Origin of the sequence: Cytobacillus oceanisediminis 2691, from assembly GCF_007678455.1 — a bacterium.
GTDB lineage: Bacteria > Bacillota > Bacilli > Bacillales > Cytobacillaceae > Mesobacillus > Mesobacillus oceanisediminis_A.
Genome location: NZ_VEEP01000005.1, coordinates 1 through 26921, shown reverse-complemented (window position 1 = coordinate 26921; position 26921 = coordinate 1). Strand labels below are relative to the sequence as shown.

18 protein-coding genes, 18 tRNA genes and 1 other annotated feature are annotated in these 26921 nt (G+C 44.5%); of the genes, 5 read left to right on the top strand and 31 right to left on the bottom strand.

Annotated elements, in window-relative coordinates:
• Positions 1-180: 180 nt before the first annotated feature.
• Entirely contained in the window at positions 181-1818 is a 1638-nt protein-coding gene (gene metG / locus FS736_RS11185; protein ID WP_144477024.1) for a methionine--tRNA ligase, read from the bottom strand.
• A 51-nt stretch (positions 1819-1869) separates the two neighbouring features.
• Positions 1870-2144, bottom strand: a binding site (T-box leader).
• A 152-nt stretch (positions 2145-2296) separates the two neighbouring features.
• Here metG and FS736_RS11180 point away from each other — a divergent pair.
• Positions 2297-2824, top strand: a complete 528-nt coding sequence (locus FS736_RS11180; RefSeq protein WP_144477021.1) for an RNA polymerase sigma factor — start codon at positions 2297-2299, stop codon at positions 2822-2824.
• Positions 2808-3563 (top strand): hypothetical protein, encoded by a 756-nt coding sequence (locus FS736_RS11175; RefSeq protein ID WP_144477017.1) that lies wholly within the window; start codon positions 2808-2810, stop codon positions 3561-3563. The genes FS736_RS11180 and FS736_RS11175 overlap by 17 nt, the downstream gene beginning before the upstream one ends.
• A 79-nt stretch (positions 3564-3642) precedes the next feature.
• Here FS736_RS11175 and hmpA read toward each other — a convergent pair whose 3' ends face one another.
• The 7 genes from hmpA to FS736_RS11140 all read right to left on the bottom strand — a co-directional run bounded on the left by hmpA (position 3643) and on the right by FS736_RS11140 (position 12748).
• Positions 3643-4857 carry an NO-inducible flavohemoprotein gene (gene hmpA / locus FS736_RS11170; protein WP_144477014.1) on the bottom strand — a complete coding sequence of 405 codons (1215 nt, stop codon included), beginning with the start codon at positions 4855-4857 and terminating at the stop codon, positions 3643-3645.
• Positions 4858-5295: 438 nt separating this feature from the next.
• The gene (menC, locus tag FS736_RS11165) at positions 5296-6402 is read right to left on the bottom strand and encodes an o-succinylbenzoate synthase (RefSeq protein ID WP_144477011.1); all 1107 of its coding nucleotides are present in this window, start codon (positions 6400-6402) and stop codon (positions 5296-5298) included.
• Positions 6392-7882: an o-succinylbenzoate--CoA ligase gene (locus tag FS736_RS11160; protein ID WP_144477009.1), complete on the bottom strand. Its 1491-nt coding sequence runs from the start codon at positions 7880-7882 to the stop codon at positions 6392-6394. The genes menC and FS736_RS11160 overlap by 11 nt, the downstream gene beginning before the upstream one ends.
• A 71-nt stretch (positions 7883-7953) precedes the next feature.
• Positions 7954-8772 carry a 1,4-dihydroxy-2-naphthoyl-CoA synthase gene (menB, locus tag FS736_RS11155; protein WP_144477006.1) on the bottom strand — a complete coding sequence of 273 codons (819 nt, stop codon included), beginning with the start codon at positions 8770-8772 and terminating at the stop codon, positions 7954-7956.
• A 15-nt stretch (positions 8773-8787) separates the two neighbouring features.
• Positions 8788-9597 (bottom strand): 2-succinyl-6-hydroxy-2,4-cyclohexadiene-1-carboxylate synthase, encoded by an 810-nt coding sequence (gene menH / locus FS736_RS11150; RefSeq protein ID WP_144477001.1) that lies wholly within the window; start codon positions 9595-9597, stop codon positions 8788-8790.
• Positions 9594-11345 carry a 2-succinyl-5-enolpyruvyl-6-hydroxy-3-cyclohexene-1-carboxylic-acid synthase gene (menD, locus tag FS736_RS11145; RefSeq protein WP_144476998.1) on the bottom strand — a complete coding sequence of 584 codons (1752 nt, stop codon included), beginning with the start codon at positions 11343-11345 and terminating at the stop codon, positions 9594-9596. Before menD ends, menH begins: the two co-directional genes overlap by 4 nt.
• Positions 11342-12748, bottom strand: a complete 1407-nt coding sequence (locus FS736_RS11140) for an isochorismate synthase (protein ID WP_144476995.1) — start codon at positions 12746-12748, stop codon at positions 11342-11344. The genes menD and FS736_RS11140 overlap by 4 nt, the downstream gene beginning before the upstream one ends.
• A gap of 329 nt (positions 12749-13077) precedes the next feature.
• On the opposite strand from FS736_RS11140, the gene FS736_RS11135 reads away from it, so the two are divergent.
• The 3 genes from FS736_RS11135 to FS736_RS11125 all read left to right on the top strand — a co-directional run bounded on the left by FS736_RS11135 (position 13078) and on the right by FS736_RS11125 (position 16091).
• Positions 13078-14010: a 1,4-dihydroxy-2-naphthoate polyprenyltransferase gene (locus tag FS736_RS11135; RefSeq protein WP_144476992.1), complete on the top strand. Its 933-nt coding sequence runs from the start codon at positions 13078-13080 to the stop codon at positions 14008-14010.
• Positions 14011-14300: 290 nt separating this feature from the next.
• Positions 14301-15068 carry a TraR/DksA C4-type zinc finger protein gene (locus FS736_RS11130; RefSeq protein ID WP_144476989.1) on the top strand — a complete coding sequence of 256 codons (768 nt, stop codon included), beginning with the start codon at positions 14301-14303 and terminating at the stop codon, positions 15066-15068.
• 150 nt (positions 15069-15218) lie between these two features.
• A complete protein-coding gene (locus tag FS736_RS11125) occupies positions 15219-16091 on the top strand; it encodes an EamA family transporter (RefSeq protein ID WP_144476986.1) in 873 nt (290 codons plus the stop codon).
• Between the two features lie 53 nt (positions 16092-16144).
• Here the strand turns inward: FS736_RS11125 and FS736_RS11120 are convergent, their stop codons facing one another.
• From FS736_RS11120 to FS736_RS11010, 23 genes are all read right to left on the bottom strand, one after another.
• On the bottom strand, positions 16145-18547 hold the full coding sequence (locus tag FS736_RS11120) for a glycogen/starch/alpha-glucan phosphorylase (RefSeq protein ID WP_144476983.1): 2403 nt from the start codon (positions 18545-18547) through the stop codon (positions 16145-16147).
• Entirely contained in the window at positions 18537-19988 is a 1452-nt protein-coding gene (gene glgA, locus FS736_RS11115; protein ID WP_144476980.1) for a glycogen synthase GlgA, read from the bottom strand. The genes FS736_RS11120 and glgA overlap by 11 nt, the downstream gene beginning before the upstream one ends.
• Positions 19985-21013, bottom strand: coding sequence for a GlgC family sugar phosphate nucleotidyltransferase (locus FS736_RS11110; protein WP_144476977.1), 1029 nt, complete (start codon positions 21011-21013; stop codon positions 19985-19987). The genes glgA and FS736_RS11110 overlap by 4 nt, the downstream gene beginning before the upstream one ends.
• A gap of 23 nt (positions 21014-21036) precedes the next feature.
• On the bottom strand, positions 21037-22185 hold the full coding sequence (locus FS736_RS11105; protein WP_144476974.1) for a glucose-1-phosphate adenylyltransferase: 1149 nt from the start codon (positions 22183-22185) through the stop codon (positions 21037-21039).
• Positions 22103-24061, bottom strand: a complete 1959-nt coding sequence (glgB, locus tag FS736_RS11100) for a 1,4-alpha-glucan branching protein GlgB (protein ID WP_144476971.1) — start codon at positions 24059-24061, stop codon at positions 22103-22105. Before glgB ends, FS736_RS11105 begins: the two co-directional genes overlap by 83 nt.
• 1067 nt (positions 24062-25128) lie before the next feature.
• A tRNA-Glu gene (locus tag FS736_RS11095) sits at positions 25129-25200 on the bottom strand.
• A 3-nt stretch (positions 25201-25203) separates the two neighbouring features.
• Positions 25204-25294: transfer RNA gene (locus FS736_RS11090), tRNA-Ser, on the bottom strand.
• 4 nt (positions 25295-25298) lie between these two features.
• A tRNA-Asn gene (locus tag FS736_RS11085) sits at positions 25299-25373 on the bottom strand.
• 13 nt (positions 25374-25386) lie between these two features.
• A tRNA-Ile gene (locus FS736_RS11080) sits at positions 25387-25460 on the bottom strand.
• Between the two features lie 5 nt (positions 25461-25465).
• A tRNA-Gly gene (locus FS736_RS11075) sits at positions 25466-25539 on the bottom strand.
• A 14-nt stretch (positions 25540-25553) separates the two neighbouring features.
• A tRNA-His gene (locus FS736_RS11070) sits at positions 25554-25626 on the bottom strand.
• A 37-nt stretch (positions 25627-25663) separates the two neighbouring features.
• Positions 25664-25736: transfer RNA gene (locus FS736_RS11065), tRNA-Phe, on the bottom strand.
• Positions 25737-25765: 29 nt separating this feature from the next.
• A tRNA-Asp gene (locus FS736_RS11060) sits at positions 25766-25841 on the bottom strand.
• 3 nt (positions 25842-25844) lie between these two features.
• Positions 25845-25918 (bottom strand) — tRNA-Met (locus FS736_RS11055).
• 20 nt (positions 25919-25938) lie between these two features.
• Positions 25939-26031, bottom strand: a tRNA-Ser gene (locus tag FS736_RS11050).
• 19 nt (positions 26032-26050) lie between these two features.
• Positions 26051-26127 (bottom strand) — tRNA-Ile (locus tag FS736_RS11045).
• Between the two features lie 39 nt (positions 26128-26166).
• Positions 26167-26243, bottom strand: a tRNA-Met gene (locus tag FS736_RS11040).
• A 22-nt stretch (positions 26244-26265) separates the two neighbouring features.
• A tRNA-Ala gene (locus FS736_RS11035) sits at positions 26266-26341 on the bottom strand.
• 15 nt (positions 26342-26356) lie between these two features.
• Positions 26357-26433: transfer RNA gene (locus FS736_RS11030), tRNA-Pro, on the bottom strand.
• Positions 26434-26450: 17 nt separating this feature from the next.
• Positions 26451-26527 (bottom strand) — tRNA-Arg (locus FS736_RS11025).
• Between the two features lie 25 nt (positions 26528-26552).
• Positions 26553-26641 (bottom strand) — tRNA-Leu (locus FS736_RS11020).
• Between the two features lie 10 nt (positions 26642-26651).
• Positions 26652-26726: transfer RNA gene (locus FS736_RS11015), tRNA-Gly, on the bottom strand.
• Positions 26727-26746: 20 nt separating this feature from the next.
• A tRNA-Leu gene (locus FS736_RS11010) sits at positions 26747-26831 on the bottom strand.
• Positions 26832-26921 lie beyond the last annotated feature (90 nt).

Genomic DNA, 26921 nt, shown 5'->3' with positions numbered 1-26921 from the left:
GGGTTGCTCCCGGTCCTATTCAAGCCTTTAGTAAGAACATTGAATCAAACTCATAATCCGGTTTATCTAATTTATATAATGCAAGCGTGGAATCCTTACCGCAAGCGGAATCCAACACTATTTTTATTTAGACACCTCCCTCTAACTTCACAACCCCCTGCTGCCGTTTTAAAAAAACAATCAAACCCTTTGTCCTCTGCCCAGACTTTCTAATTCTATATGAATCCTTTCTGGATCGATCCGTTCAAATAAAGGCTCTACAGCAGTTACACTACGAGCTGTGATTTTCTGCGGTTTCCAGTATTCTTCTGTAAAAGACAGCATGTGTTTTACCTTTTTACTAGAAAAAGGCAAGAAAGGTGTCAGGATATTGGCCAGATTCCCTATGATGTAGACACAGTCTGCCAGAGTCTGTTTGCATTCTTCTACATTTTCATGGACCTGTCTCCAGGGCTGCTGCTGGTCAAAGTATTTATTCGAATATCTGACCAAATCAAATACTGTTTCCAATGCCTGTTTAAACCTTGTCTCCTCAATACTTCGGCCTGTGTCTTCATATAGTCTGGCAACCCGATCCACTATTTCTTTGCTAATTCTTTTTTCCGGAATGATGCCATCAAATGATTTCTGGATGAACTTCAAGGTCCGGTTCACAAGGTTTCCATATGCACCAAGCAATTCACTATTATGACTATAGATAAATTCCTTCCACGAGAAATCCGCATCCCGATTTTCGGGGGCGTTAATCGTCAGAAAATATCTGATAGAATCAGGATCATACCTCTCTAAAATATCAGGGACCCAGACAGCCCAATTTCTGCTGGTCGACAATTTTCTTTTTTCCAATGTGAGATATTCATTCGAAACAATGTGAGTTGGCAATGGATCTTTTCCTAACCCGGCTAGGATCGCAGGCCAAATGATGGAATGGAAAGGGATATTGTCTTTGCCGTGTACATAATAAGATTCAGTCCCATAACTCCAAAAAATCTGGTCATCCCCATTTGTTTCTTTTGCCCATAATTTACTGGCGGTATAGTAACCAGAAACAGCCTCGATCCACACATAGATTTTCTTTTGCTCATACCCCTTTATCGGCACACTTACCCCATGGTCTAAATCACGTGATACGGCCCGATCCTGAAGACCCTCCTTCAGATATCTCCTGGTCAGAGAGATGGCATTATCACGCCAGTCCCCATTGCTTTCTGCTTCAGCAACATAGTGTTCCAGAGTCTTTTGAAAGGCTCTTAAGGCAAAATAAAAGTGTTCCGTTTTTCTCACCGTTGGCGGCTGACCGCAGATTTTGCATCGTCTATCCAGCAAATCCAGAGGTTCCAATACACTTGAACAGGCGTCGCATTGATCACCCCGTGCATTCGCTCCGCAGATTGGGCATAGACCCTCTACATATCGGTCAGGCAAAAACTGTTTATCATGCTCGCAATACAATTGATCAATTTCTTTCTTGTAAATGAATCCTTTCTCCAACAACTCCAAAAAGATGGCTTGAACAATTTGATGATGATGTTCTGTATCAGTCCTCGTATACAGGTCATAAGAGAACCCCAGACGAGAAAAACAATCAACGAATTCGTTATGATAGTAATCCGCTATCTCTTTTGCCGTAACTTCCTCCTGTTTCGCTCTGATCGTAATAGGTGTACCATTGCAGTCGCTGCCAGAAACATATAGAACTTTTTCTCCTTTTAACCGGTAATACCTTGCTAAAATATCCCCCGGCAACAGACTGGAAATATGCCCGAGATGCAAGGATCCATTAACATAAGCCCATGCTCCTCCAATAAAAATGCTCATTTAATATGACCTCCTTAGAAGAATAAAAAAACCCCGCCCTTAACCGTAAAAGTTAAGGACGAGGTTTGGATTCCCCGTGATACCACCTTATTTCGCAAATAGCTTACACTATTTGCCTCACCAAGTACGGAGCATGGAATGCCTGCTCTTATACTGTGACATTGATAACGAGTGCCAACTCTCGCCGTTACCTACTTATGCCTGCAGCATGTTCAGGACGGAGCTCAGAGACCATTTTTCAAGTGTCTGTCTTTGCTTCTTTTCAGCTTCCGAAGCTCTCTGGTAAAAAACAGGGGCACCCTACTTTTTCTCTTCATTGCTTTTAAAAATTTATTAATCTGATTTTATTCAGAAATTTCCAGGAAGTCAATAAAATTCTGCCATTTTATTCCGATGTAAAAAAGATTTTAAATATACCAAAACCTTTTATAATCTCACACGTCTAAGTATTGAGTTCATTAGCAGGGAGAGAATTTATATGGCTGACTACAGGGATGAAGATATAAATGAATGGTACGATCTTTATCATCAAACAATTTTCAAATTTATTTTCATGCTCACCAAAGACTATCAGCAGGCTGAGGATTTAACCCAGGAAACTTTTTTCAAGGCATATAAGTATTATCATAATTTCAATCGTGATTCTAGTGAAAAGACTTGGTTATTCAGTATTGCTCATAACACAACTGTTGATTACTTAAGAAAGCAAAAACCAATTCGTTTTATAAAAGAGTTGTTTCAACCTCAAGTTGACATAAAACTATTGCCAGAGAATGTAGTACAGCTTAAAGAAAGTTCTAAGGAAATATACGAAGCATTAAGTGCACTTAAACAATCACACCGAGAAGTAATCATCCTTAGAAAAATAAAGGGTTTTTCAATTACTGAAACAGCGGAAATATTGAATTGTTCGGAAAGTAAAGTAAAATCCACCTTGCATCGTGGGATGTTAGCTTTGGAAAAAAGATTGATAAAGGAGTCGTGGTTAAATGAACATACAAAGTGAATTGAACACTTTTAATCGTGCTCTTCAGAAAGTAGAATATGATTTGGAATGGAGTCAGGATCAAGCCAATTCAGTCAGGAGAAAACTGGAGAGGCAAATTTATAAAGAAAAGGTCAAATCTCGAATTTTTAAAATTTCTGGTTACGCATCAACCATAAGTATAACTTTTTCTCTACTGTTTTTGCTCATTATTCAATTGGGGAATGAAGATTCATTTGTCTCTGGAATGCTATCAAATAAAGAAAAGCTGTATACAATGGAAGTGATCAACGGAAAAGAGACACCGGTTTTAACCGAAAAAGGAATGGAATATGTCGTTTATCCAATGGATGCCTACAAGGAGATCAATACAATCTCAGGAGAACCACTTCTTGCAGTATCTGTTGAAAAAATAGGCAGTAAAGAACAAATATTTACACAGGCTTTTTACCCGACTTCAGAAGGAAGGTTTATTTCAGTACATTATACAAAGAATGAAACGGGATCAGTTGAAGAAATGAGTAGGCATTTCTTTCCCGAACATCCCCTATACGGAACAAAAGTCACTGAAATAAACGTTTCAGGTCAACGCGCATTTCTACATGAACCGACAACAGAGTATGGCTCAACTGCGTTATATATCGTAACCAAAAATTATGTATACTATATGACTAATGATGGGTTGTTGGATAAAAAGCAGGGTGATTCAGAGGAGTTAATACGACTTGCCAATTTATTTAACTTTGAAGCTGAGAGATAAAGCTTATAAAAAAACAACGCTTGGTACGTTAACATCCCCAAGCGTTGTTTTTTTATTTTGAATATATTTATATAGCCAGTTAAGCCTCTAAGCTTGCCATTGGCCCGAAGAATTCGAAGTGAATTCTGTCTTCTGTAACGCCAAGATCTTTTAATGCAGAGTTGACTGCTTTCATGAATGGTACTGGGCCGCAGAAATAGAAGTCTGATTGTTCAAGGTTCACATTTTCTTTTAGCCATTCTTTTGTAATATACCCTTCAACATCAAAGCTGTTGTTCTGGCGGTCTTCTTCTGTTGGCTGGTCGTAGAATACTACTGAATTGACCTTTGCTTTGGCTGCGGTTGCTGCGACTTCCTCTTTAAGGGCATGCACTTTTCCATTCTGGGCTGCATGGATGAAAGTCACTTCTTTTTCCGGCTGCAGTTCTGCTACGGTGTTCAGCATGCTGACCATCGGAGTCAGGCCAACACCGCCGCTTAGCAGTACGACTGGAGTATCTTTTTCTGTATCAAGGAAGAAGTCGCCTGCTGGTGCACTAATTTGCAGAACTTCGCCTTCTTCTACGCTGTTGTGCAGGTAGTTCGATACTTTGCCATCCGGAGTTTCCATGCCAGCTTCTTTTTTCACGCTGATACGGTAATAATCTTTTCCAGGAGCATCTGATAGGCTGTACTGGCGGATATGTGTGAACTCTTCGCCTTCGATTTCTAGCTTGATGCTGATATACTGCCCTGGCTTAAATGCAGCGATTGCCTTCCCATCGACCGGCTTCAAGTAGAAAGAAGTGATGACATCACTTTCCTCGACTCTTTTCGCAACAATAAATGGACGGAAGTCCTTCCAGCCGCCTCTTTGGTTCGCAGCTTCATCATACATTTCCGCCTCCACAGAGATGAATGCGTCCGCGATTACGCCATATGCTGCGGCCCACGCATTGATGATTTCATCTGTAGCCGCATCTCCAAGAACTTCCTTGATCGCAATCAGCAAGTGCTTTCCGACGATTGGATAATGCTCAGGCAGGATGCCAAGGCTGCGGTGCTTATGCGCAATCTGGTTTACAACCGGAAGGATCGCTTCAAGATTATCGATGTATTTTGCAGCAGCATAGACTGTTCCAGCCAGCGCTCTTTGCTGTCTGCCCTGCTTCTGGTTTGCATGGTTAAAAATGTTCAATAATTCTGGATGGTTTTCGAACATAGTTTTATAGAATACTGTCGTGATTTGTTCTCCGTGCACTTCAAGTACTGGTACTGTTGATTTGATGATCTCAATCGTTTTCTGATCTAGCATTTCAAACACTCCCCTATGTCAATATCTTCTCGTTGAGGCGTTTTACCTCATTCCCATAGTGATTATAATAAATTATTTCAGCAGACTAAGTGATTCAAATCACACTATCGTAAAATAGTTCTTTTGAATCAGCTTTTTTCATTGGGATTTGCTTCATTCCTAACGTAATTCATGAGTAAAATGAATCAATCACCAAATATGGATGATTAAGACCATTAAACTATACGAAAAAAGGACTTACGATAATTTTTATAGCGAGATTTTAATTTATATAGCGAAAATTTCATTTATATAGCGATTTTTTTATTATTATAGCGAGTTTTTCGTTTTTATAGCGACTTTTTCCTTTTTATAGCGAATTGGAAAAAAACACTCACTTTTTCCAATTTGACCTGACAAAAAAATAAAGCACTGCCAAAGCAGTGCTCTCCACATTTTCTAAAACTCAAACCGTTCTTCAAAAACAGTTACTTCCTTCATTCGTTTCCTGTTCAGTTCAAAACCGATACCAGGGTTCTCAGGCACCTGGATCATCCCGTTTTCCACTTTGATCTCCGGCTCTATGATATCTTCTTCCCAATAGCGGTCCGAACCGGAAATATCCCCTGGTATTGTGAATCCTGGCAGTGAAGCGAGCGCAATATTATGGGCTCTTGAAATGCCGAATTCTATCATGCCGCCTGCCCAGACAGGAATGCCTTTTGAGCGGCAGTAGTCATGAATTCTTTTTGCTTCGCCAATGCCGCCGACACGGCCGACTTTTATATTAATGACCCCGCAGCTGCCGAGTTCGACTGCTTTCCTAGCGTCATCGAAAGTGACGATGCTTTCATCCAGGCAGATGGGTGTCTTGATCTGGTTCTGAAGTTTGGCATGATCAATAATGTCATCAAAACCCAATGGCTGTTCGATCATCAGCAGGCTAAAATCATCAAGTGCTTTTAACCGGTTCGCATCCCTGAGAGAGTATGCCGAGTTTGCATCGGCCATCAGTGGCAGATCAGGAAACTGCTGACGAATTCCCGAAATTAACTGGTAGTCAGTTTCGGGGCTTATTTTAATTTTCACGCGCTTGAAGCCTTGATCCAGATAGCTTTCGATTTGTTTCAGGACTTCAGACAAATTTGGGTTCCCGACAACCACACCTGCAGGTATCTCTGACATCGTTCCGCCAATAAGTCTCGATAGCGGAATTTCCTCTTTCTTTGCCTGCAGATCCCAGAGTGCTGTTTCAAGGGCGGCCTTTGCCATATGATTCCTGCGCACGGAACTGAACAACCCGAAAGCTTCTTCAGGATGGCTGATCCCCTTTTTTTTCAAAAGAGGGATCAAAAAATCTTTAAGCACATGATATGAGGTTTGCACCGTTTCCTCCGTATACCAGGGTGATGAAAATGCTACCCCTTCGCCATATCCAGTGATGCCATTACGATCTTCCACTTCTACTATGATCGCTTCCCTGTCGGTCACGGAACCTAAATGAGTCATGAAAGGCTGCTTCAATGGCATTTTAATGACCGATAAATGTACCGACTTAATCGCCATTTTCATCACGCTCCACATCCAGCCACTCGCGCAGTTTGCGCCTTAATAATTTCTTTGCGGCATTACGCGGCAGGCTGTCAACAAAGTAGAACTTTTTAGGAAGCTTGTATTTTGCAAGTTTTTGTTCACATAGCTTGAGCAACTCTTCTTCTGACACGCCCAAATCATTTTTCACAATAAAAGCGACAGGCACCTGTCCCCATTGCTCATCAGGCATTCCAATCACTCCGGCATCAGCCACACCTGGATGCGAAAGCAGGACGCCTTCAATTTCAGCAGGATAGACATTTTCCCCGCCGGAAATAATTAAATCGGAACGGCGGTCAAGAACATATAGGAATCCATCTCCGTCCACATAGCCAATATCACCGGTATGAAGCCATCTCTCACGGATTTTATCTGCCGTTTCATCAGGGCGGTTCAAGTACCCGACTGTCACGTTCGGCCCTTTTACAACAATTTCACCCTCTGCACCAGGCGGAACATCCAGGCCATCTGCATCCACAATCCGTATCTGGTTGGAAAATAGCGCTTTACCGGCAGAACCAAGGCGCTCAATGCTGTATTCCGGTGATAATGTCGCAAACTGTGAAGAAGTTTCTGTCATCCCATAGGTTTGGAATACCGGGATATCTTTTTCCAGACAGGATTGAAGTAATGGTAAAGGAGCAGGCCCGCCCCCCAACAGCATGCATCGGAATGATCCCGGCAGTCTGTCAGAGCCCAATTCGTCAATGATCCGCCTTAGCATCGTGCTGACGACCGACATAATGGTGATCTGATATCGACTGATATCTTCGATTGCCTTTTTCTCCTCGAAAGAAGAATGTAAGACAATCGGCATTCCATATATTTGGCCCCTCATTAAAATAGAGTAGCCGCTAATATGGAAAATAGGCACAGTGCAAAGCCATTTATCCTGAACATGCAAACCAAGATTGAGCGCTGAAGCATTCGCGCTCCACCAGTGGTTTCCATATGTTTGCATGACCCCTTTCGGATTGCCGGTTGTGCCTGATGTATACATGATCGAAGTGACTTCATCCATATCGTATTCTTCAAGAATAAATGGATTTATTCCTTCGAGTTCTTTTAAATCATTGATGCTGACCTTCTTTGTATCAGAATGAATTCCTGATACTTTATCAATGAAGCGAGTTTCATATAGAAGTACGACCGCTTGACTATCATCCAGCTGCCATGACAGTTCTTCTGATGTCAGGCGATTGTTCAAAATAACCGCTCTGACTCCCGCCATTTGCAAAGCGTATAAAATAAAGGCAGATTCAGCCTGATTGGAAAACAGCACGGCAGCCGCCACACCTTTTTGAATCCCCAGTGCGCCAAGTTTTCCCGCATACGTTTTTGCTTTTTCAAAAACTTGCTTAAACGTATAGGTATGTTCTTCAAATATCAGCGCTTCCCGGTCTGGAGAGAGATCGGCCCGCTTTTTCAGCCAATTCGGTATCGTTTCTGACATTGATGTCACCCTTTCTCTACATACTAAAACAGCTTGATGGAGGTCCATCAAGCTGTGTCATAATTATAAAATCAAGGGAATCTTGGGAACTGGCCGAAGTCTGGCTTGCGCTTTTCCTTGAATGCATCGCGGCCTTCTTTCGCTTCATCTGTTGTGTAGTAAAGCAATGTTGCATCTCCTGCCATCTGCTGTAGTCCAGCAAGACCATCAGTATCAGCGTTCATTGCAGCTTTCAGGAAGCGAAGAGCAGTTGGGCTCTTCTCAAGCATTTCTTCACACCACTTGAGTGTTTCCTCTTCAACCTGGTCAAGAGGTACAACTGTGTTGACAAGACCCATGTCCAGCGCTTCCTGGGCATTGTACTGACGGCACAGGTACCAGATTTCACGTGCCTTTTTGTGGCCGACGATTCTTGCAAGGTAGCCTGAACCGTAACCGGCATCAAAGCTTCCTACTTTAGGGCCTGTCTGACCGAATATAGCGTTATCAGCCGCGATTGTCAGGTCACATACGACATGAAGCACATGGCCGCCGCCGATTGCATAACCCTTTACCTGAGCGATAACTGGCTTAGGAATTACACGGATCAAGCGCTGAAGGTCAAGGACGTTCAAACGTGGAATCTCGTCTTCACCAACATATCCGCCGTGTCCGCGTACTTTCTGGTCACCGCCGGAGCAGAATGCATCGTCTCCAGCTCCAGTAAGGACGATAACACCAACGCTTGAATCATCACGAGCATAAGAAAATGCATCGATCATTTCCATAACCGTTTTCGGACGGAATGCGTTGCGCACTTCCGGGCGGTTAATGGTGATTCTCGCAATGCCATTATATGTTTCATACAGAATATCTTCGTAATTGCGTTCTGAAACCCATTCAACTGTCATTAAGATAACCTCCTATTATGTATTCGACAAAAACTCACTTACTATTGTACCAAATTTTTCTCGTTCTTCCACATGAATTGCATGCCCGCATCCATTTATCGTCAATTTTGTCGGATTTGGCAGCTTCAAGGCCATGTCGTCGGCTATTTTGCAAAACTTTTCATCAAGCTCTCCTGTAATCAGCAGGGTCTCGAAATCAAAGTTCACAAGCTCATCCCACCATGAAGGCTGAGCGCCGGTTCCCATTCCCCGCAGGCTGTTTGCCAGGCCAACGGGGTCGTTCTTCAGTCTTTGACTTCTTATTTGTTCCCTTACTTCTGCGGGGAGATTCAACTGCGAATGAAAAAGCGGGATCGTTTCCCAAAAATCGATGAATTTCTCCACGCCTTCCCTTTCAATCCTGTCAGCCAGTTTATGGTCCTGCTGAATTCGTGCTTCGCGCTCTTCAGATGTTTTTAGTCCTGGCGTCGTGCTCTCAAGAATGAGCTTCCTTACTCTTTCAGGATACAGACTTGCAAAGGTAATGGCTGTCCGTCCGCCCATTGAGTATCCAAGCAAATCCGTTTTTTCAATACCGAGCTGGTCTAAAAGAACTTTGATGTCATTGGCTGCTTCCTTTATATCATATCGCTCCATATCGCCTGGCGATTTAGTCTCGCCGTGCCCAATGAGGTCTACCATAACAAGGTCTGAGTGCTGTCCCCATATAGGACAAAACGGCTTCCATGTAGAAGCCGCTCCGGTAAAACCATGGAGCAATACGAGTGGAAAGCCGCTGCCGTATTGCTCGACATGATATTGGATTCCATTAATCATGGTTTTCATGATTCGTCACCTTTTAACAATGCAGTTATTTCCCGGGAAACAGATTTCCACAAATTTCGATGTTCCATCATGTTAGAATCCCTTGCCGTCCGGATTTCCATGACCTTCAAGCCTTCGGCGCGCTGGTTTTCAGTAAAGGTCTCAGAAAAATGCTCCCAGTCTTTAATCAGGTCATATTTCCCCTTGTACATCGCGACAACATGGCTGAAGTCAAGATCGAGCGGAGTGCCGAAAAGCATCTCGAAATGCTTCGGCTCGTTTGCCTGGGGCAGGAAGGAGAATATTCCTCCGCCATTATTATTGATCAGTAAAATATTAATATCGATATTATACAATTTTGATGCCAATAGCCCATTCAAGTCATGATATAAAGTTAAATCCCCCAGCACCAGGTAACATGGCTGCGATACACTCGCTACCCCAAGTGCTGTAGAGACAATCCCGTCTATGCCATTCGCTCCCCTGTTGGCCATGACCTTGATATTCTTATCATTAAGCAGGAAAAATGAATCGAGGTCGCGGATCGGCATACTGTTGCCAACGAATAGAGTCGCTCCTTCAGGAAGCATTTCAGCAAGCAGATGGAACAGCTTGCCTTCACTCATTTCTTCTACCTTTGAAATGCCCATCAGCTGCTGTTTGGCTGTATCGTTCAACGCAAGCCACTTATCCAAGTAGGAAGACTCATCAACATGATCAACTGCACTGCTTATCTTCTCGCAAAAAAGTGCTTCATCACAATAAAACATATCACTTGCCGACATCGTCGGCTCGCGCCAGCCGGCACCGCTATCGATCACAAACTGGCGGGCGTTGCGATTCTCTTTTATAAAGATAGTCAGCGCTTTTGAAACAGGCATCGCACCAAAACGGATGATCACATCGGGCTTTAAAGCTTCCTTCGCGTCTTCGTTACGCAAAAACGCATCATATGTATCGACAACATGACGTCCGTCGTGTTCACCGCTTCGCAGCTGTGACAGCGGATCAGCGATAATCGGGAACTTCAGGCTGTCAGCGAGCGCAATCACGCGTTCAGCAAAATCACTGCTGTCGATCTGCCCGCAGACGATGATTCCGTTTTTAAATGACGCAAGGTCTTCAGCAATTCTCTCGAACATTTCATCTGATAAGCTTATACGTCCGGTCTGGATTTCGACATATCCACCAACACGCTCAGGCAGTTCGAACAAATTTCCATCCAGCTTCGGAATCAATGGCTCCTTGAACGGGAAGTTCAAATGGACAGGTCCCTGCGGATAGCTTGATGCTGTTGCAGCCGCTCTGCCGCAAACAGTACGTGCATAGCGAATCATATCCTCTGTTTTTTGCGGCGGCGCCATCTCAACAAACCATTTGACGTTTTTTCCATACAAATGGATTTGGTCTATCGCCTGTGGTGCACCGACATCTCGGAGTTCATGCGGACGATCCGCTGTGAGGACGATCAGCGGAACCCTTGAAATGCTAGCTTCTATGACCGCAGGATAATAATTCGCCGCTGCCGTCCCAGATGTACAAAGCAGTGCGACGGGTTTTCGGGTTGCTTTGGCAATCCCGAGGGCGAAAAATGAAGCAGAACGCTCATCGACAAGAATATGGGTCCTCAGTTCAGGGTGTTCTGCCATCACCAGTGCCATTGGCGTTGATCTCGAACCAGGGCTGATGACAACATCCCTCACCCCTGTTTTGGATAACTCTGCAACAAATGCAGCGATATACGCTGTTAAACCTTCCTGGTGACTCATGTTATCTTTCCTCCAAGTGCTGTAAGCATCGGTCGGAACTTGATGCTAGTCTCTTTATATTCGCTTTCGGCATTTGAATCTGCCACGACTCCACATCCCGCAAATAAGGAAGCCTCTTTTCCCTGAATCAGTCCTGAACGGATGGCTACGGCAAATTCACCGTTCCCCTGATAATCCATCCAGCCAACAGGTGCAGCATAAAGCCCTCTGTCCAGCTGTTCGATTTCCCTGATTTTCTCGATGGCTGCCTGTTTCGGCAATCCTCCAAGTGCTGGAGTCGGATGGAGTCTGTCCACCAGGTGAAGAATCGATGTTCCTTCCCGGTTTTTACCGATGACCGGGGTATACAGATGCTGGATGTATTTCATCTTCATTAAAGCAGGCTGCTCTGGAAGGATTACCTCATCACAGGTTTCCTCCATCGCCTCTTTGATCATATCGACCACATATTGGTGTTCAATCAAATTTTTCTGGTCAGTTAAAAGTTCACAGCCAAGCTTTTCATCTTCTTCAGGAGTGTTCCCTCTTGCGATCGAACCTGCGAGACATGCGGAAAACAGGCTGTCGCCATCCTTCTTGACCAGCCTTTCGGGTGATGCACCAATAAAACAATCCCCATTGGATTCAAAAGCGAATGTAAAGCTTGCCTTCTGGTGATCCAAGAGATTCGCAAGGACTCTTTCTGCCTGGACCTTTTCTTCGAAATGAAGGCGCAGCTCCCTTGCGAGGACAACTTTTTTCAGTTCGCTATTCTCAAAACTGTTTACGGCATCTGTTACAGTCTGCTTCCATGCTTCCGGTTCGATTTCAACAATTTCCTTGAGATGAAGCTGAGCAAGTGCTGGTTTCACAACTGCCCTCGAGAGCACTTCTTCCCGCTCCCTGGACAATTTTTCAAATAAGGTTAGATCATCATGCTGGGTGCAAATTACGTTGGTAGTGAAATACGCCTCACCCTTGATTATAGTCAGCATGTATTTCGGAATATGGAACAGTGCTTCTGAAAACTTGGACCATAAAGCAGTTCCTTTTTTCAGCGGATCGAACGAAAATCCGCCGAACAAGGCTGGACCTATTCCATTGAGATTGTATTTATTAAATACCAGCGCGGAATCCATGAAGCGCTTCCACTCTTTTTCTACATGAAAAAAGCGGTCAGCTGGCTGATCCGACTGTATTTGCCCGCAAACCCCCAACCCCGCAAGGATTTGTTCTCCCTCAGAATCCTTCCAGAAAAAACGTTCTCCTAAGTACTTTTCCCGGCCTGAAGCAAAAAAATGAAAAGGATCGATACGATCTATTTTATGGACTTCGCTTACCAAAATCGACTGAGATAGTCCTTTGGCCCGCTCAATCCCATCAAGGATTCCCTGTCTAAGTTCCGTTTCCTGAATGGCAACCAAAAATATCCCCCCAATAACAGCCTCTCATCTGTTATCAAACGTTTAAAAGCTTATTTTAAGATACACCTCATACATCACGATGTCAATCATGGCGGGCTTTCCAAAGCGATTATCATCCTTATTATATATTTCACGCCAAAAGCTTGCATAATCTGGTAAAACCATCCTGCTTAGACGTGAAAATACTAATTGACAGTGGATATGTGAATATCTACACTTATAATTGTAAGGTAATTTAACCTGGATTTTAAAGGTCTTTTTGACAATTTTCGTTCTTTTAGATAAAATATTTAGGTTTGATAGATTGATATTAAGGGAGAGAATTAGATATGCAATCACAGTTACAGCCTAGTTCTTCACCAGCAGTTGATAAAGAAAGCTGGAAAGTCTGGTGGCAATTAACCCGTCCTCATACATTGACTGCCGCATTTGCCCCTGTCCTTCTCGGTACTGCTTTAGCCATAGAAAACAGTGGCGGCATCCATTGGGGCATGTTTATAGCCATGCTCGTCGCAAGCCTGTTAATCCAGGCAGCAACAAATATGTTCAATGAATATTATGATTTTAAACGCGGACTGGATAATGAGAATTCCGTTGGGATCGGCGGCGCGATTGTCCGTCATGGCATCAAGCCTAAAACGGTCTTGAACCTTGCTTTCAGTCTATATGGAATATCCGTTTTACTCGGTGTTTATATCTGTATGAGCACAAGCTGGTGGGTCGCAGCTGTCGGGGTTGTTTCCCTGGCTGCCGGTTACCTTTACACAGGCGGTCCGCTGCCAATTGCCTACACTCCTTTCGGTGAGCTTGTCGCTGGATTTTTCATGGGTGTACTGATCATTCTGATCTCGTTTTATATCCAGACTGGCACGGTCACACCTACAAGTGTACTCGTATCATTCCCAAGCTTTTTGCTGGTAGGTGCCATCCTGCTTGCTAATAATATCCGTGACCTTGACGGCGACAAAGATTTTGGGCGAAAAACACTCGCTATCCTGCTTGGAAGAAAAGGGGCAATCCGCCTGCTTGCTGGCATGTTCATCGTGTCATATACATGGGTAATCGGCCTGATCATTGCGGGTGTCGTTTCTCCTTGGCTGGCGATTGTCGCACTAAGCATTCCAAAAGCAGTCAAAGCAACAAAAGGTTTTATCGGAAAGTCCAATCCCATGCAAATGATGCCGGCAATGGCTGCAACAGCAAAGACGAACACGATCTTTGGCCTGCTTTTATCCGTCGGTATTTTCATCAGCTTAATTTAATGTTAGGCTGTTTTCGTAAAGATTGTTGTTAAAATCCTAAAGCCGATTTTAACGTGATAATATGCCATTTTGTCGTTCGGAATTAAGTGTGCAGGCTCTTTTCTCTTAAATTTTGTGAAGAAAAATAGGTCATTTAATCCCATTTTGCAGCCAAAAGCAACAAAGTTTGAGAAAAAAGCCTAATTAAACGAGAAGCTTCTGCCTTAGGCGGAAGCTTTTTCTATGTTTCCTGAAATGATGAGCGGGTATTTAGAACGTATGACACGATACAATATGAAGGATGTGTAATCATGCTGACAAAGGACCAGCTCAATAACTTGAAGGACACACTTATTAATGAAAAAGAAACACTTCAATCACAAATAGATCAAAATGAAGAGGAAGGTTACCTCGAAGGCAGCCAGCGGGAGGCAACCGGAGAACTTTCTTCATACGATAACCATCCCGCCGACAGTGGAACAGAACTATTCGAGCGGAGCAAGACCCTTGCGATGGACGAGCATCATGAGGACCAGATGGGCAAAGTCGAAAACGCCCTGAAGGCGATCGAGGATGGCACATACGGAAAATGTGTCGAGTGCGGGAAAGAGATTCCATACGAGCGACTCGAAGCAATTCCATACACTTTATACTGCGTCGATCACTCCCAGGAACAGGGCGTATCAAATGACCGTCCAGCAGAGGAAGATGTATTGGAATACACCCACGATGCAGATTTCGACCGCAGACAGAACGAGGAGATGGCGGACAACAGGAACAGCTTCGATGATGTAGCTGAGTTCGGGACCTCCGAAACACCTTCCGATTTTACCAGGGATCACGAAGACTACAATAAGCTTTATATTGATAATGAAACCGAGCGCGGGTTCACTGAAGACTATGAATCCTTCAGCGCCACAGATATCGAAGGCGATGACAGGCAAGTATTTCAGAGCGACAGCGAAGAGGAATACGAGGAAAGGCTTGACGAAACCGGCATGGAATCGGAGCTTGGCGATATCCCTTATAAAGAAGGAGATAGTTATGTAGAAGACGAAAAAAAGGATGACGATAAATAAGAAGAAGCCTCAGTTCATTAAGTGAACTGAGGTTTTTTTTCACCATTCTGAAACATAAGGCACAAATCAAGTCGTTCAGCTTAGGCACAAGAATATTCTCCGAGCAGAGTCTCAAACTAAGACTAAATAATATAGAAACGGAGATAGAAAATGAGTATTATTCTTGCTCTGCTTGCTGCACTTTTTGCTTCTTTTACAGCGATTCTCGCCAAGATTGGCATTGAGGATGTCGATTCCAACCTGGCCACTGCTGTCAGGACTGTGGTGGTCGTTATCATGGCTTATTTAATGGTGGTGATTACAGGGCAGACGGACAATATAATGACAGTATCTGCGAGATCACTGATTTTCCTTATTCTCTCAGGATTGACAACTGGCCTTTCCTGGCTGGCATTTTTCAAAGCAATCCAGATTGGTGATGTTTCCAAGGTTGTCCCGATTGATAAATCAAGCGTATTGCTGACGATCCTGCTTTCTTTCATCATCCTCAGGGAACCTGCTACAATGCCTGTTGTGGCAGGGGGCATCATCATTTCGATAGGTACCTTCGTATTGATTGGAAAAAAGGAAAAGAAAAATACCGAGAGAAAAAAGGTATTCAACATGAAATCGTATCTTTTCCTCGCCATCATGTCTGCTGTTTTCGCAGCGTTGACCAATATTCTCGCAAAAATCGGGATTGAAGACGTCGATTCCAATGTGGCCACCTTCATCCGTACTGTCGTAATCATCATTTTTGCATGGGGAATTGTCTTTTTTCAGGGGACTGTAAAGGAATTGAAGAACATCTCAAGGAAATCATACATCTTTCTAATTCTATCTGGTGCAGCTACAGGCTTCTCCTGGCTTTGTTACTTCGCTGCACTCGCAATCGGAAAGGTAAGTATCGTCAATCCGATCGATAAGTTCAGTGTCGTCCTGACGATGATCCTGAGCTTCATCATACTAAAAGAAAAACCGACACGCTCGACCGTGGCAGGTGCGGTATTGATTACGATTGGCACTGGCTTATTGATCTTGTAAAAGGATTTTGAGAAAACAAGAAATGGCCAAACCGTCATCGGTTTGGCCTTATTCTATAGTTTCAAAGCAGACTGGACTTTCCAGATTTCATCCGCATATTCCCTTATGGTCCTGTCGCTGGAGAAATATCCGGATTTGGCGATATTGACCAGGCTCATCTGCAGCCAATCGCCACGGTTTAAATATTTCCGGCTGACTTCCCCGTGTGCCTTAGCATAGGAAGCAAAGTCCCTAAGCAAAAAATACTGGTCATTATGCCCCAGCAGGGAATCATAGATTTCATTAAAATGGTTTTCTGTATCAGGGAAGAATCCATTAACCAGCTGGTCAACGACTTCCCGGATCCGTTCATCATGGTGGTAGTACTCCAGCGAATGATAGCCTCCGTTATGCTGGTAATCCAGCACTTCCTCTGCACTCAATCCGAACAGGAAAATGTTCTCCCTGCCAACCATTTCCGTGATCTCGACATTGGCTCCATCAAGTGTGCCCAGTGTCAAAGCCCCGTTCATCATGAATTTCATATTTCCTGTCCCTGAAGCTTCCTTACTCGCTGTTGATATCTGCTCACTGATATCCGCTGCCGGAAAAATTTCCTCGGCCAGGGACACACGATAATTTTCGAGGAAAATGACCTTCAGCTTATCATTCGTCACAGGGTCATTGTTCACCTTATCAGCAACACTGTTAATGAGTTTTATGACCTTCTTGGCAAAATAATACCCAGGTGAAGCCTTGGCGCCAAAAATGAATGTCCGTGGATACAACAGCGCTTCCGGATCTTTTTTCAACGCATTATACAGATGCATGATGTGCAGCACATTCAACAACTGCCGCTTATAGGCGTGGAGCCTTTTTACCTGGACATCAAAAATTGATTCTGTGTCGACCTCAATCCCTGTTTTATCCAAAATCCGCCTTGCAAGCCGTTCCTTATTCTCTTGCTTGATGTCATGCAGTTTTTCCAGGAAGGCTGCATCCTCCTTGTAACGCATCAATTCCTCCAGTTTATTCGGTGCCCCTACCCACTCAGGCCCAATTGCATCGGTAATCAACCCGGACAATCCAGGGTTTGCCTTCAGCAGCCAGCGCCTATGAGTGATGCCATTTGTCTTGTTATTGAATCGCTCTGGATAGAATTGATAAAACAAGTTCATTTCCCGATTTTTTAAGATATCCGTATGGAGCTTCGCCACTCCATTAATGCTGTGACTGCCGACAATCGCAAGCGGGGCCATCCTGACCTCGCCATGGGCAATGATTGCCATGGATTCAACCCTGCCCCAATCGTCAGGATATTGCTCCCATACCACTTTACAGAAACGCTCGTTTATCTCTTCGACGATCATGTATATACGCGGCAGCAGCGGCTGGAATATCCTGATCGGCCAGCGTTCAAGCGCCTCTGCCAGGGTCGTATGGTTTGTATAGGAAAGTGTCTGGACAGTAATATGCCACGCATCTTCCCAGCCTAGTCCCTCTTCATCCATCAGGATCCTCATCAATTCGGGGACCGCTATCGCAGGGTGTGTATCATTGATATGGATGCTCACATAGTCATGGAATTCTAGCAAGCTCTTATTCTTCTTTTTAAAAGACTTCACAATCGCCTTCAGGCTCGCTGCGACAAGGAAATATTGCTGCTTTAGCCGAAGGATTTTCCCTTCATCATGGGTATCGTCCGGGTATAAAAACTCAGAAACCGACTCGGTATCCTTCTTATATTTGAAAATATCTGCATTTGCCGGAAATCTCGATGGCTCAGCATTCCAAAGACGAAGGGTATTTACCGTCTGGGTCTGGTACCCGATGACAGGAAGATCGTAAGGAACAGCCATGATGGTCTCCGCGTTCAGATGTCTGAAAACGAGCCGGCCATTTTCCATTCTGCTCTCAATCTCTCCCCAAAAAGGTACTTCCACTGCATCATCCGTCTTGCGTACCTCCCAGACATGGCCGTGCCTCAGCCATTGCTCCGGAAGTTCAACCTGGTAGCCATCAACGATCTTCTGCTCAAACAAGCCATGCTTGTAGCGGATTCCGCAGCCATGTCCAGGAAAATCAAGCGAAGCAAGTGAATCGAGGAAACAGGCGGCAAGACGGCCAAGTCCTCCATTGCCAAGACCGGCATCCGCCTCGATTTCCTCCAACTGATCAAGCTCGATCCCCAGTTCCCAGAGCCCCTTGCACACAACCTCTTCAACACCCAAATTGATCAGATTGTGCCTGAGCAGCCGCCCAAGCAAGAATTCGATCGACAGGTAATACACCTGCTTTTTCGCGCCAGCACGATATAATTCATTCGTTTTGATCCAATCAGAACTCACATGCTCCCTGATCATATGCCCGAGAGTCTGGAATTGCTCCCGGCTCGAGCTTTCTTCAAAGCTGGTTCCAAACATCATCTCGAGTTTTTTCAAGAAAGCGGTTTTGAATTTGGGAACACTAGAAAACATGCGATTCACTCCTTGAGATGAGATCGGAATACAAGTCTTTGTACTGTCTTGCCGACTGCGCCCAGCTATAATCTGTTTCCATTGCCTGTGCCATCAGCTTCAGCCATTTTTCACGCTTACGGTAAAATGAGAGTGACCGTTCAATCGTAAAGAGCATGTCATGGGCATTGAAATTGGCAAAAGTAAAACCATTGCCCTCTCCGGTGAATTCATTATATGGCTGTACCGTATCGTTCAGCCCGCCCGTCTCCCTGACAATCGGGATCGATCCATAGCGCATCGCAATCATCTGGCTCAATCCGCATGGCTCGAACTTTGATGGCATCAAAAATAAATCGGATCCTGCATAAACCTGATGTGCCAGATTCTCATCAAAGCCGATATATACGCCACATTGGTCAGGATATTCCGCAGCCATTTCCCTGAAGAACTGCTCAAACTCAGGGTCACCGGTGCCAAGAACAACAAGCTGCACTCCCGTTGCCATGATTTCATGGAAGACTTCCCTGACCAAATCAAGGCCTTTTTGTTTCGTCAGCCTTGTGATCATCGCAACAACCGGAACATCATCATTAACCGGAAGGCCAAAGCTTCGCTGTACCTGCAGTTTGTTGATCACTCTTCTTTCTAGTCCCCATACACCAAAACTGGCGGCCAGGCCAGGATCGCTTTCAGGGTCATAAGCATCATGGTCGATCCCGTTTAAGATCCCTGAAAGATCCTCACGCCTTTTTCTCAGGATTCCATCCAGTTTTTCACCAAAATACTCAGTCTGGATTTCGTCCTTGTAAGTAGGGCTGACGGTCGTGATATGATCTGCTGAAATCAATGCGGCTTTCATGAAATTGGCCATCCCGTAAAATTCCAGCTGTTCCTCATTGAAATAAGAACTGTCAATCTGCAGCAGGTCACCCAGCACTTCCTGAGGAAAGATTCCCTGGAACTGGAGGTTATGGATCGTGAATACCGACCGGATCAATCCATAACCCGGACGCTTATAATACTCTGTCCGCAGCAAGAAAGGAATCATCCCTGTATGCCAGTCATGGCAATGGATCACGTCAGGATAAAACTCGCTTTCGGCGATGAACTCGAGCACCGCCCTGCTAAAAAAGGAAAAACGCTCCCCATCATCATAATGCCCATAAAGACTATCCCGCTTGAAGTAATATTCATTGTCCACAAAATAGAAGGTAACACCATCATGTTCAAGAGCTTCAATGCCGCAATATTGCGAGCGCCAACCCAATTGCACAGTAAACTCTTTCAATTTCTTCATTTCAGAGCGGAATTTCTCAGGAATCAATCCGTATTTCGGTAAAATCACCCTGACATCCGTTCCTAATTTTTCCAGTTCCTTCGGAAGTGATCCTGCTACATCTGCCAGGCCTCCTGACTTGATGAAAGGAACACATTCCGATACTGCGAATAATACCTTCACGAGCTGCTCCCCACTCCCTGTACTGCTCCTTTACGGATGACAGCAGGCGAGTCTGCTGGCGCTGTAATCACGGTTCCTGCCTCGATTCTTGCATCCTTATCTACTATTACAGAGTCCAATATACAATTCTCCTTAATCTGCGTCTTTTGCATGATGATACAATTGCGGATCACTGTACCCTTCCCAATTTTCACACCTCTTCCGATGATGCTGTTTTCAACCGTCCCCTCAATCAGCCCGCCATTGGCGACCATTGAATTCCGGACCGATGCATCCACATCATAGCGGGTTGGAGGCTCATCTTTCACCTTTGTTAAAATAGGGCGTTCTTTAGGGAATAACTCCTTCCAAACCTCAGGCTTCAGCAAATCCATGCTCACACTGAAATATTTAGCGATGGTATCCACCATCACTGCATAGCCTTCATAGTCGTAATAACAAAGCTGGAACTGACTGCTGGTATCCCTGGCAGCATCCCTCATATTCGAATATCCTGTTTCATTCCTTGTCATGATCAAATCCATCAGCAGAGTTTTTTTCACAAGATAAATTCCTAGAGACCTTCCATTCTTCTGTACTTCCGTAATGTCACAACCGGATTCGATATGCCAGTCAAGCAACGGCTGGAAATCCATATTGAAAACCGTATAGGAATTCGCTATCAGCGCATAATCCTGCGTACTGCGTTCAAAATAATCAATGTTATCGGCAAAGTGATCCAATGTTCCGATTCCCGTATAATTTTTATTCAGATTTGATGCAGGGAAGAAAAACAATCCATCCCTTTTTCGGTTGAGGTCCCAATTTCGACCCGACCCCAAATGGTCCATTAATGACCGATACTGGTATTTTGGAAAAATTGCCACGCTCTCGATTCCCGAATTAACCATGTTTGAAAGGATAAAATCAATCAGCCTGTATCGCCCGCCAAAGGGAATCGCCGCCACCGACCGATGCAGGGACAGTTCCTGAAGATCTTCGTGAACGGTTGTCGCATCTATTACTCCCAATAATCGTTTGTTCATTTCTATTTCCTCCCGAAGTCGGCTCAATTGGATTGCAATTCACCAATTGTTTCTTCCGATACTAATGTAATTTCAGTGCAGCTATCATCTGGCCTGATGATTGTTCCATCAGGGACATACACTCCTGGCGACACAATCGCCTTCTCAATCACGCAATTATGGCCGATGACCGCATCTGGCATAATGACCGTTTCCTTTACAACCGCTCCTTTTTTAACCGTTACACCCTGGAATACGACCGTTTTGGAAACTTCTCCTTCAATCTTGCAGCCCTCATTGACAAGGGATTCCGAAACTTCCCCCTCTGGGCAAATATATTGCGGCGGCTGATTCGGGTTCACGGAATAAATCCGCCAAGACTGGTCGAACAGGTTCAGTTCACAATCCTTATCCAATAAATCCATATTCGCTTCCCACAGGCTCTGAACAGTACCAACATCCTTCCAGTAACCTTTAAAAGGATAGGCAAATAACTTCATATTTTCTTCGATCAGCAGCGGAATGATATCCTTGCCAAAATCATGGCTGGATTCCGGGTTCTGGTCATCTCTTATCAGATATTCCCTTAAAACACTCCATTTAAAAATATAAATTCCCATCGAAGCCAGATTATTTTTAGCGACATCCGGTTTTTCTTCAAATTCAGTAATTCTCAGCTCAAAATCCGTATTCATGATCCCGAAACGATTAGTTTCTTCCCAAGGCACCTCTATGACCGAAATGGTCACATCAGCCCCTTTTTCAACATGATAGTTGAGCATCAATTCATAATTCATTTTATAAATATGGTCACCTGAAAGAATTAAAACATATTCAGGATCATACTGATCAAGATAATTCAGGTTCTGAAAAATCGCACTTGCCGTGCCTGAATACCATTTAACCTCGGAACTCTCAGCATAAGGCGGCAGCACTGTCACCCCGCCATCCTTTCTGTCGAGGTCCCATGCACTGCCTATGCCGATATAGGAGTTAAGCAATAACGGCTGATACTGCGTCAATACACCGACTGTATGGATGCCCGAGTTTGTGCAGTTACTTAATGGAAAATCGATGATTCGATACTTGCCGCCAAAAGGGACAGCAGGTTTAGCGAGATTCTTTGTCAGTGAGTGCAGACGGCTTCCTTTTCCTCCTGCCAATAGCATTGCCACGCATTTCTTCTTTTGCATGATTGTTTCTCCCCTTTCTTTTAATAACAGGACGTAAAACTGAGATTCCGAATGGAGAAATACTCATCTCTATAGAATATGGCCTTCCATGGAAAGCTATTTCCTTTGCTTTTCGCACTTTTTTATTCAACACGCCTGAGCCCCCGAAAACCTCAGCATCGCTATTTAAAATTTCCCGATATTCCCCGGACTTCGGGACACCAATCCGATATTCATGGTATACTTTCTCGGTAAAATTGCAGACGATGACAAGCAGATCTTCCGGATTCTGCCCTTTACGGATAAAAGAGAAAATCGACTGGTCACGATTATCCGCGTCAATCCACTCAAAACCTTCATAGCTCTGGTCAATCTCATACAGTGGCTTTGAACGCTTATAGAGTTTGATCAGCTCTTTTGTGTAATGGTTCATTTTTTCATGCATTTCATACCCGAACAGATTCCAGTCAAGCTGTTCTTTGTCCTTCCACTCCGAAAACTGGCCGAATTCGGTTCCCATGAAGGTCAGCTTCTTTCCAGGATGCGCGACCATGAATCCAAGCAATAGCCGCAGCTGCGCAAATTTTTGCCAATAATCGCCCGGCATCTTGTCGAGAAGAGATTTCTTTCCATGCACCACCTCATCATGTGAAAAAGGCAGCACAAAATTCTCTGAAAAAGCATAAAGCAGGGAGAACGTAACCTTATCATGTATATGCTTCCTGTTATGGCTTTCTTCCTCCATATACTTCAATGTGTCGTTCATCCACCCCATGTTCCACTTGTATGTAAAACCTAGTCCGCCATACTCCACGGGAGCCGTCACCTGCGGCCAGTCGGTCGAATCCTCCGCGACCATCAAAGCTCCAGGTTCAAACTCTTTCACTGCTTTATTCAATTTCTTTAAAAACTCCACCCCGTACGGATTGGCTGCATTGACTGAATTAGGCCAATAAATGATGTTCGCAACCGCATCGACCCTGAAGCCATCAATATGATATTTCTCCAGCCAGAAAATCGCACTCGAGATCAGGAAGCTCTGGACCTCTGTTTTTCCCAAGTCAAAATTGGCTGTTCCCCAAACCAGGTTCTCCCGGTCACTCTCACGCTGGTATTCAAAAACATAACTGCCATCAAACTGGTACAGCCCATGGGCATCCTTGCAAAAATGGCCAGGAATCCAGTCAAGGATAACCCCAATGCCGTTTTGATGGCACATATCCACGAAATACATAAATTCATGTGGTGTTCCATAACGGCTTGTAACAGAAAAATAACCTGTGGATTGATAGCCCCAGGACATGTCGAGCGGATGCTCAGTTAAAGGCAATAGCTCAATATGTGTGTATCCATGTGAAAGAATATAAGGAATCAGCTCATCTGCAAGCTCACGATATGTAAGGAACGATCCATCATCATGCTTTTTCCAGGAACCCACATGCAGTTCATAGATGAACACAGGCTCATCGAGCGTGCTCCGCCCCTCCCTCTTCTGCAGCCACTTCTGATCACCCCATTTGTACCCATCAAGGGAATAAACAACCGAAGCGGTATTTGGCCTCTCTTCCGAGAAGAAAGCAAACGGATCAGCTTTAAGCTTCTTACCCCCGCCAGCTGTAAAAATCTCATATTTATAAATAGCTCCAGTCAGATCACCCTCTAAGGCAAGCTGCCAGACACCTTCCTTATTCACTTTATGAAACTTATGATTCTCTCCATACCAATGATTAAAATCACCAACAAGCTTTACTTCAAGCGCATTTGGAGCCCACACACAAAATCGAGTATATGTTTCGGTTCCTCGATTCATGACATGCGCACCAAATAAATTATGACTCTGATACAAATTCCCTTCATGGAACAGATGCAATTCAAACTCTGTTGGATTTATCACCAATACCCTCCACCTGCCTTTGTAAAAACGAATAAAACTTCCTATTTGAGTAGTATTCTAGTTACCATAAAGAATTCCTTGTAAACATTTTCTTAATTTTTCGACAATAATACTTAGTTAAGCGGGTAATTCGACAAAAGCCCGCAAATGGTAGCGCTTTAATGTACTAAATCTTCCAATTACGCGAAATTTGGAGAACGAAAGTTGAAAGTGAATAATGATTTTTTGAGAGGGTTGGTTGAATTTATTAGGTTTGGCAAAGAGATGGTGATTAAAAATATTTTTCGGTTGATAGCGTTTTCATATGGAAATGATGGAATAGTGATTAGGACTGAGGGGGGTTACGTAGACTTCCTACTGAATACAGCAATACTATTAAGTGGTCGTGTAAAGCCATTGAGGTTGATTGTATGATCTGTTTTTTACGAAGTTTATGCGGTTGAATTCTCATTGGCTCGGATATTGGAGGAACACATCACTCGTCACTAGTTTATGGACCGTTTTTCTCTTTCTTCCTAAAACCGGGAATATATCTCTCGATATGTGCCTCGTTTTTTATTACTGCCTATAACCGGGAACATATCTCTTCTTTATGTGCTCCGTTTTTCTCTTTCACCCTATAACCGGGAACATATCTCTTCTTTATCTGCTCCGTTTTTCTCCTTCACCCTATAACCGGGAACATATCTCTTCTTTATGTGCTCCGTTTTTCTCTTTCACCCAGAAACCGGGAACATATCTCTTCCTTTTGTGCTCCGTTTTTCTCTTTCACCCAGAAACCGGGAACATACCTCTTCCTTTTGTGACCCGTTTTTCTCTTTCACCAAGCAACCGAGCACATATCTCCCCTAAAGTGATCAGTTTTTCCTTTTCAATCCTTTACCCTGGCATAAATCCATAATCGTCGCTTCTATGTACTCTGTTTTGATAGTGCGTGCAGCCTGCTGTATTGCTTAAACAACATCTTGGAAAAAAGCAGACAAGTTGGAAGAGAACACCTGGTTCCTCTGGAGGAAAAAATTTTAAGTACAAAAAAAAGCTGTTAGCACAATTGCTAACAGCTTTCCTTATGACCCCTACGGGATTCGAACCCGTGTTACCGCCGTGAAAGGGCGGTGTCTTAACCGCTTGACCAAGGGGCCTTATGGCGGAGAAGGAGGGATTTGAACCCTCGCGCCGGTTACCCGACCTACACCCTTAGCAGGGGCGCCTCTTCAGCCTCTTGAGTACTTCCCCATAATGGCTCCGCAGGTAGGATTCGAACCTACGACCGCTCGGTTAACAGCCGAGTGCTCTACCACTGAGCTACTGCGGAATAATATAAAAAATGGGCCTAAGTGGACTCGAACCACCGACCTCACGCTTATCAGGCGTGCGCTCTAACCAGCTGAGCTATAGGCCCATATATGGAGCGGGTGATGGGAATCGAACCCACTACATCAGCTTGGAAGGCTGAGGTTTTACCAGTAAACTACACCCGCATATTAAGAAAAGGGGCGACTGATGGGAATCGAACCCACGAATGTCGGAACCACAATCCGATGCGTTAACCACTTCGCCACAATCGCCATATCTCAATCATATAATTAATTAAATTAAATAAGGTGGCTCAGGACGGAATCGAACCGCCGACACAAGGATTTTCAGTCCTTTGCTCTACCGACTGAGCTACTGAGCCACTATAATAGTGTATCTAAAAAATAAAAATGGCGGTCCCGACCGGGATCGAACCGGCGATCTCCTGCGTGACAGGCAGGCATGTTAACCGCTACACCACGGGACCAGATTGCGGGGGCAGGATTTGAACCTGCGACCTTCGGGTTATGAGCCCGACGAGCTACCGGACTGCTCCACCCCGCGACAATATTAATAAAAAACTATGGAGGAGGTAGAGGGATTCGAACCCCCGCGCGGTGTTACCCGCCTGTCGGTTTTCAAGACCGATCCCTTCAGCCAGACTTGGGTATACCTCCGTATTCAAAACAAGTAAAATGGTGGACCTTGTAGGACTCGAACCTACGACCGGACGGTTATGAGCCGTCTGCTCTAACCAGCTGAGCTAAAGGTCCAGGATATCCTAGATTGAATAGGTTCAACCAGATTAAATTTGGTAGCGGCGGAGGGGATCGAACCCCCGACCTTACGGGTATGAACCGTACGCTCTAGCCAGCTGAGCTACACCGCCAAATTATTTTATTAAGATATAATGGTGGAGCCTAGCGGGATCGAACCGCTGACCTCCTGCGTGCAAGGCAGGCGCTCTCCCAGCTGAGCTAAGGCCCCATATAATATAAAGCATGGTCGGGAAGACAGGATTCGAACCTGCGACCCCTTGGTCCCAAACCAAGTGCTCTACCAAGCTGAGCTACTCCCCGATAAAGAGAAAATATAATGGCGCGCCCGAAAGGAGTCGAACCCATAACCTTCTGATCCGTAGTCAGACGCTCTATCCAATTGAGCTACGGGCGCATATTTAGTATATTAGCTAACTTGGTGGTGCCGAGGACCGGAATCGAACCGGTACGGTAGTCACCTACCGCAGGATTTTAAGTCCTGTGCGTCTGCCAGTTCCGCCACCCCGGCTAAAGAACTATGGAGCGGAAGACGGGATTCGAACCCGCGACCCCAACCTTGGCAAGGTTGTATTCTACCACTGAACTACTTCCGCATATATAGCTTTTGAAAAAATGGTGCGGGTGAAGGGAGTCGAACCCCCACGCCTTGCGGCGCCAGATCCTAAGTCTGGTGCGTCTGCCAATTCCGCCACACCCGCATATTTTTTTAAAAATGGTGAGCCATGAAGGACTCGAACCTTCGACCCTCTGATTAAAAGTCAGATGCTCTACCGACTGAGCTAATGGCT

Coding starts and splice junctions, on each gene's coding strand:
- metG (WP_144477024.1), bottom strand. CDS start 1,818: ATGAGCATTTTTATTGGAGGAGCATGGGCTTATGTTAATGGATCCTTG.
- FS736_RS11180 (WP_144477021.1), top strand. CDS start 2,297: ATGGCTGACTACAGGGATGAAGATATAAATGAATGGTACGATCTTTAT.
- FS736_RS11175 (WP_144477017.1), top strand. CDS start 2,808: ATGAACATACAAAGTGAATTGAACACTTTTAATCGTGCTCTTCAGAAA.
- hmpA (WP_144477014.1), bottom strand. CDS start 4,857: ATGCTAGATCAGAAAACGATTGAGATCATCAAATCAACAGTACCAGTA.
- menC (WP_144477011.1), bottom strand. CDS start 6,402: ATGGCGATTAAGTCGGTACATTTATCGGTCATTAAAATGCCATTGAAG.
- FS736_RS11160 (WP_144477009.1), bottom strand. CDS start 7,882: ATGTCAGAAACGATACCGAATTGGCTGAAAAAGCGGGCCGATCTCTCT.
- menB (WP_144477006.1), bottom strand. CDS start 8,772: ATGACAGTTGAATGGGTTTCAGAACGCAATTACGAAGATATTCTGTAT.
- menH (WP_144477001.1), bottom strand. CDS start 9,597: ATGAAAACCATGATTAATGGAATCCAATATCATGTCGAGCAATACGGC.
- menD (WP_144476998.1), bottom strand. CDS start 11,345: ATGAGTCACCAGGAAGGTTTAACAGCGTATATCGCTGCATTTGTTGCA.
- FS736_RS11135 (WP_144476992.1), top strand. CDS start 13,078: ATGCAATCACAGTTACAGCCTAGTTCTTCACCAGCAGTTGATAAAGAA.
- FS736_RS11130 (WP_144476989.1), top strand. CDS start 14,301: ATGCTGACAAAGGACCAGCTCAATAACTTGAAGGACACACTTATTAAT.
- FS736_RS11125 (WP_144476986.1), top strand. CDS start 15,219: ATGAGTATTATTCTTGCTCTGCTTGCTGCACTTTTTGCTTCTTTTACA.
- FS736_RS11120 (WP_144476983.1), bottom strand. CDS start 18,547: ATGTTTTCTAGTGTTCCCAAATTCAAAACCGCTTTCTTGAAAAAACTC.
- FS736_RS11110 (WP_144476977.1), bottom strand. CDS start 21,013: ATGAACAAACGATTATTGGGAGTAATAGATGCGACAACCGTTCACGAA.
- FS736_RS11105 (WP_144476974.1), bottom strand. CDS start 22,185: ATGCAAAAGAAGAAATGCGTGGCAATGCTATTGGCAGGAGGAAAAGGA.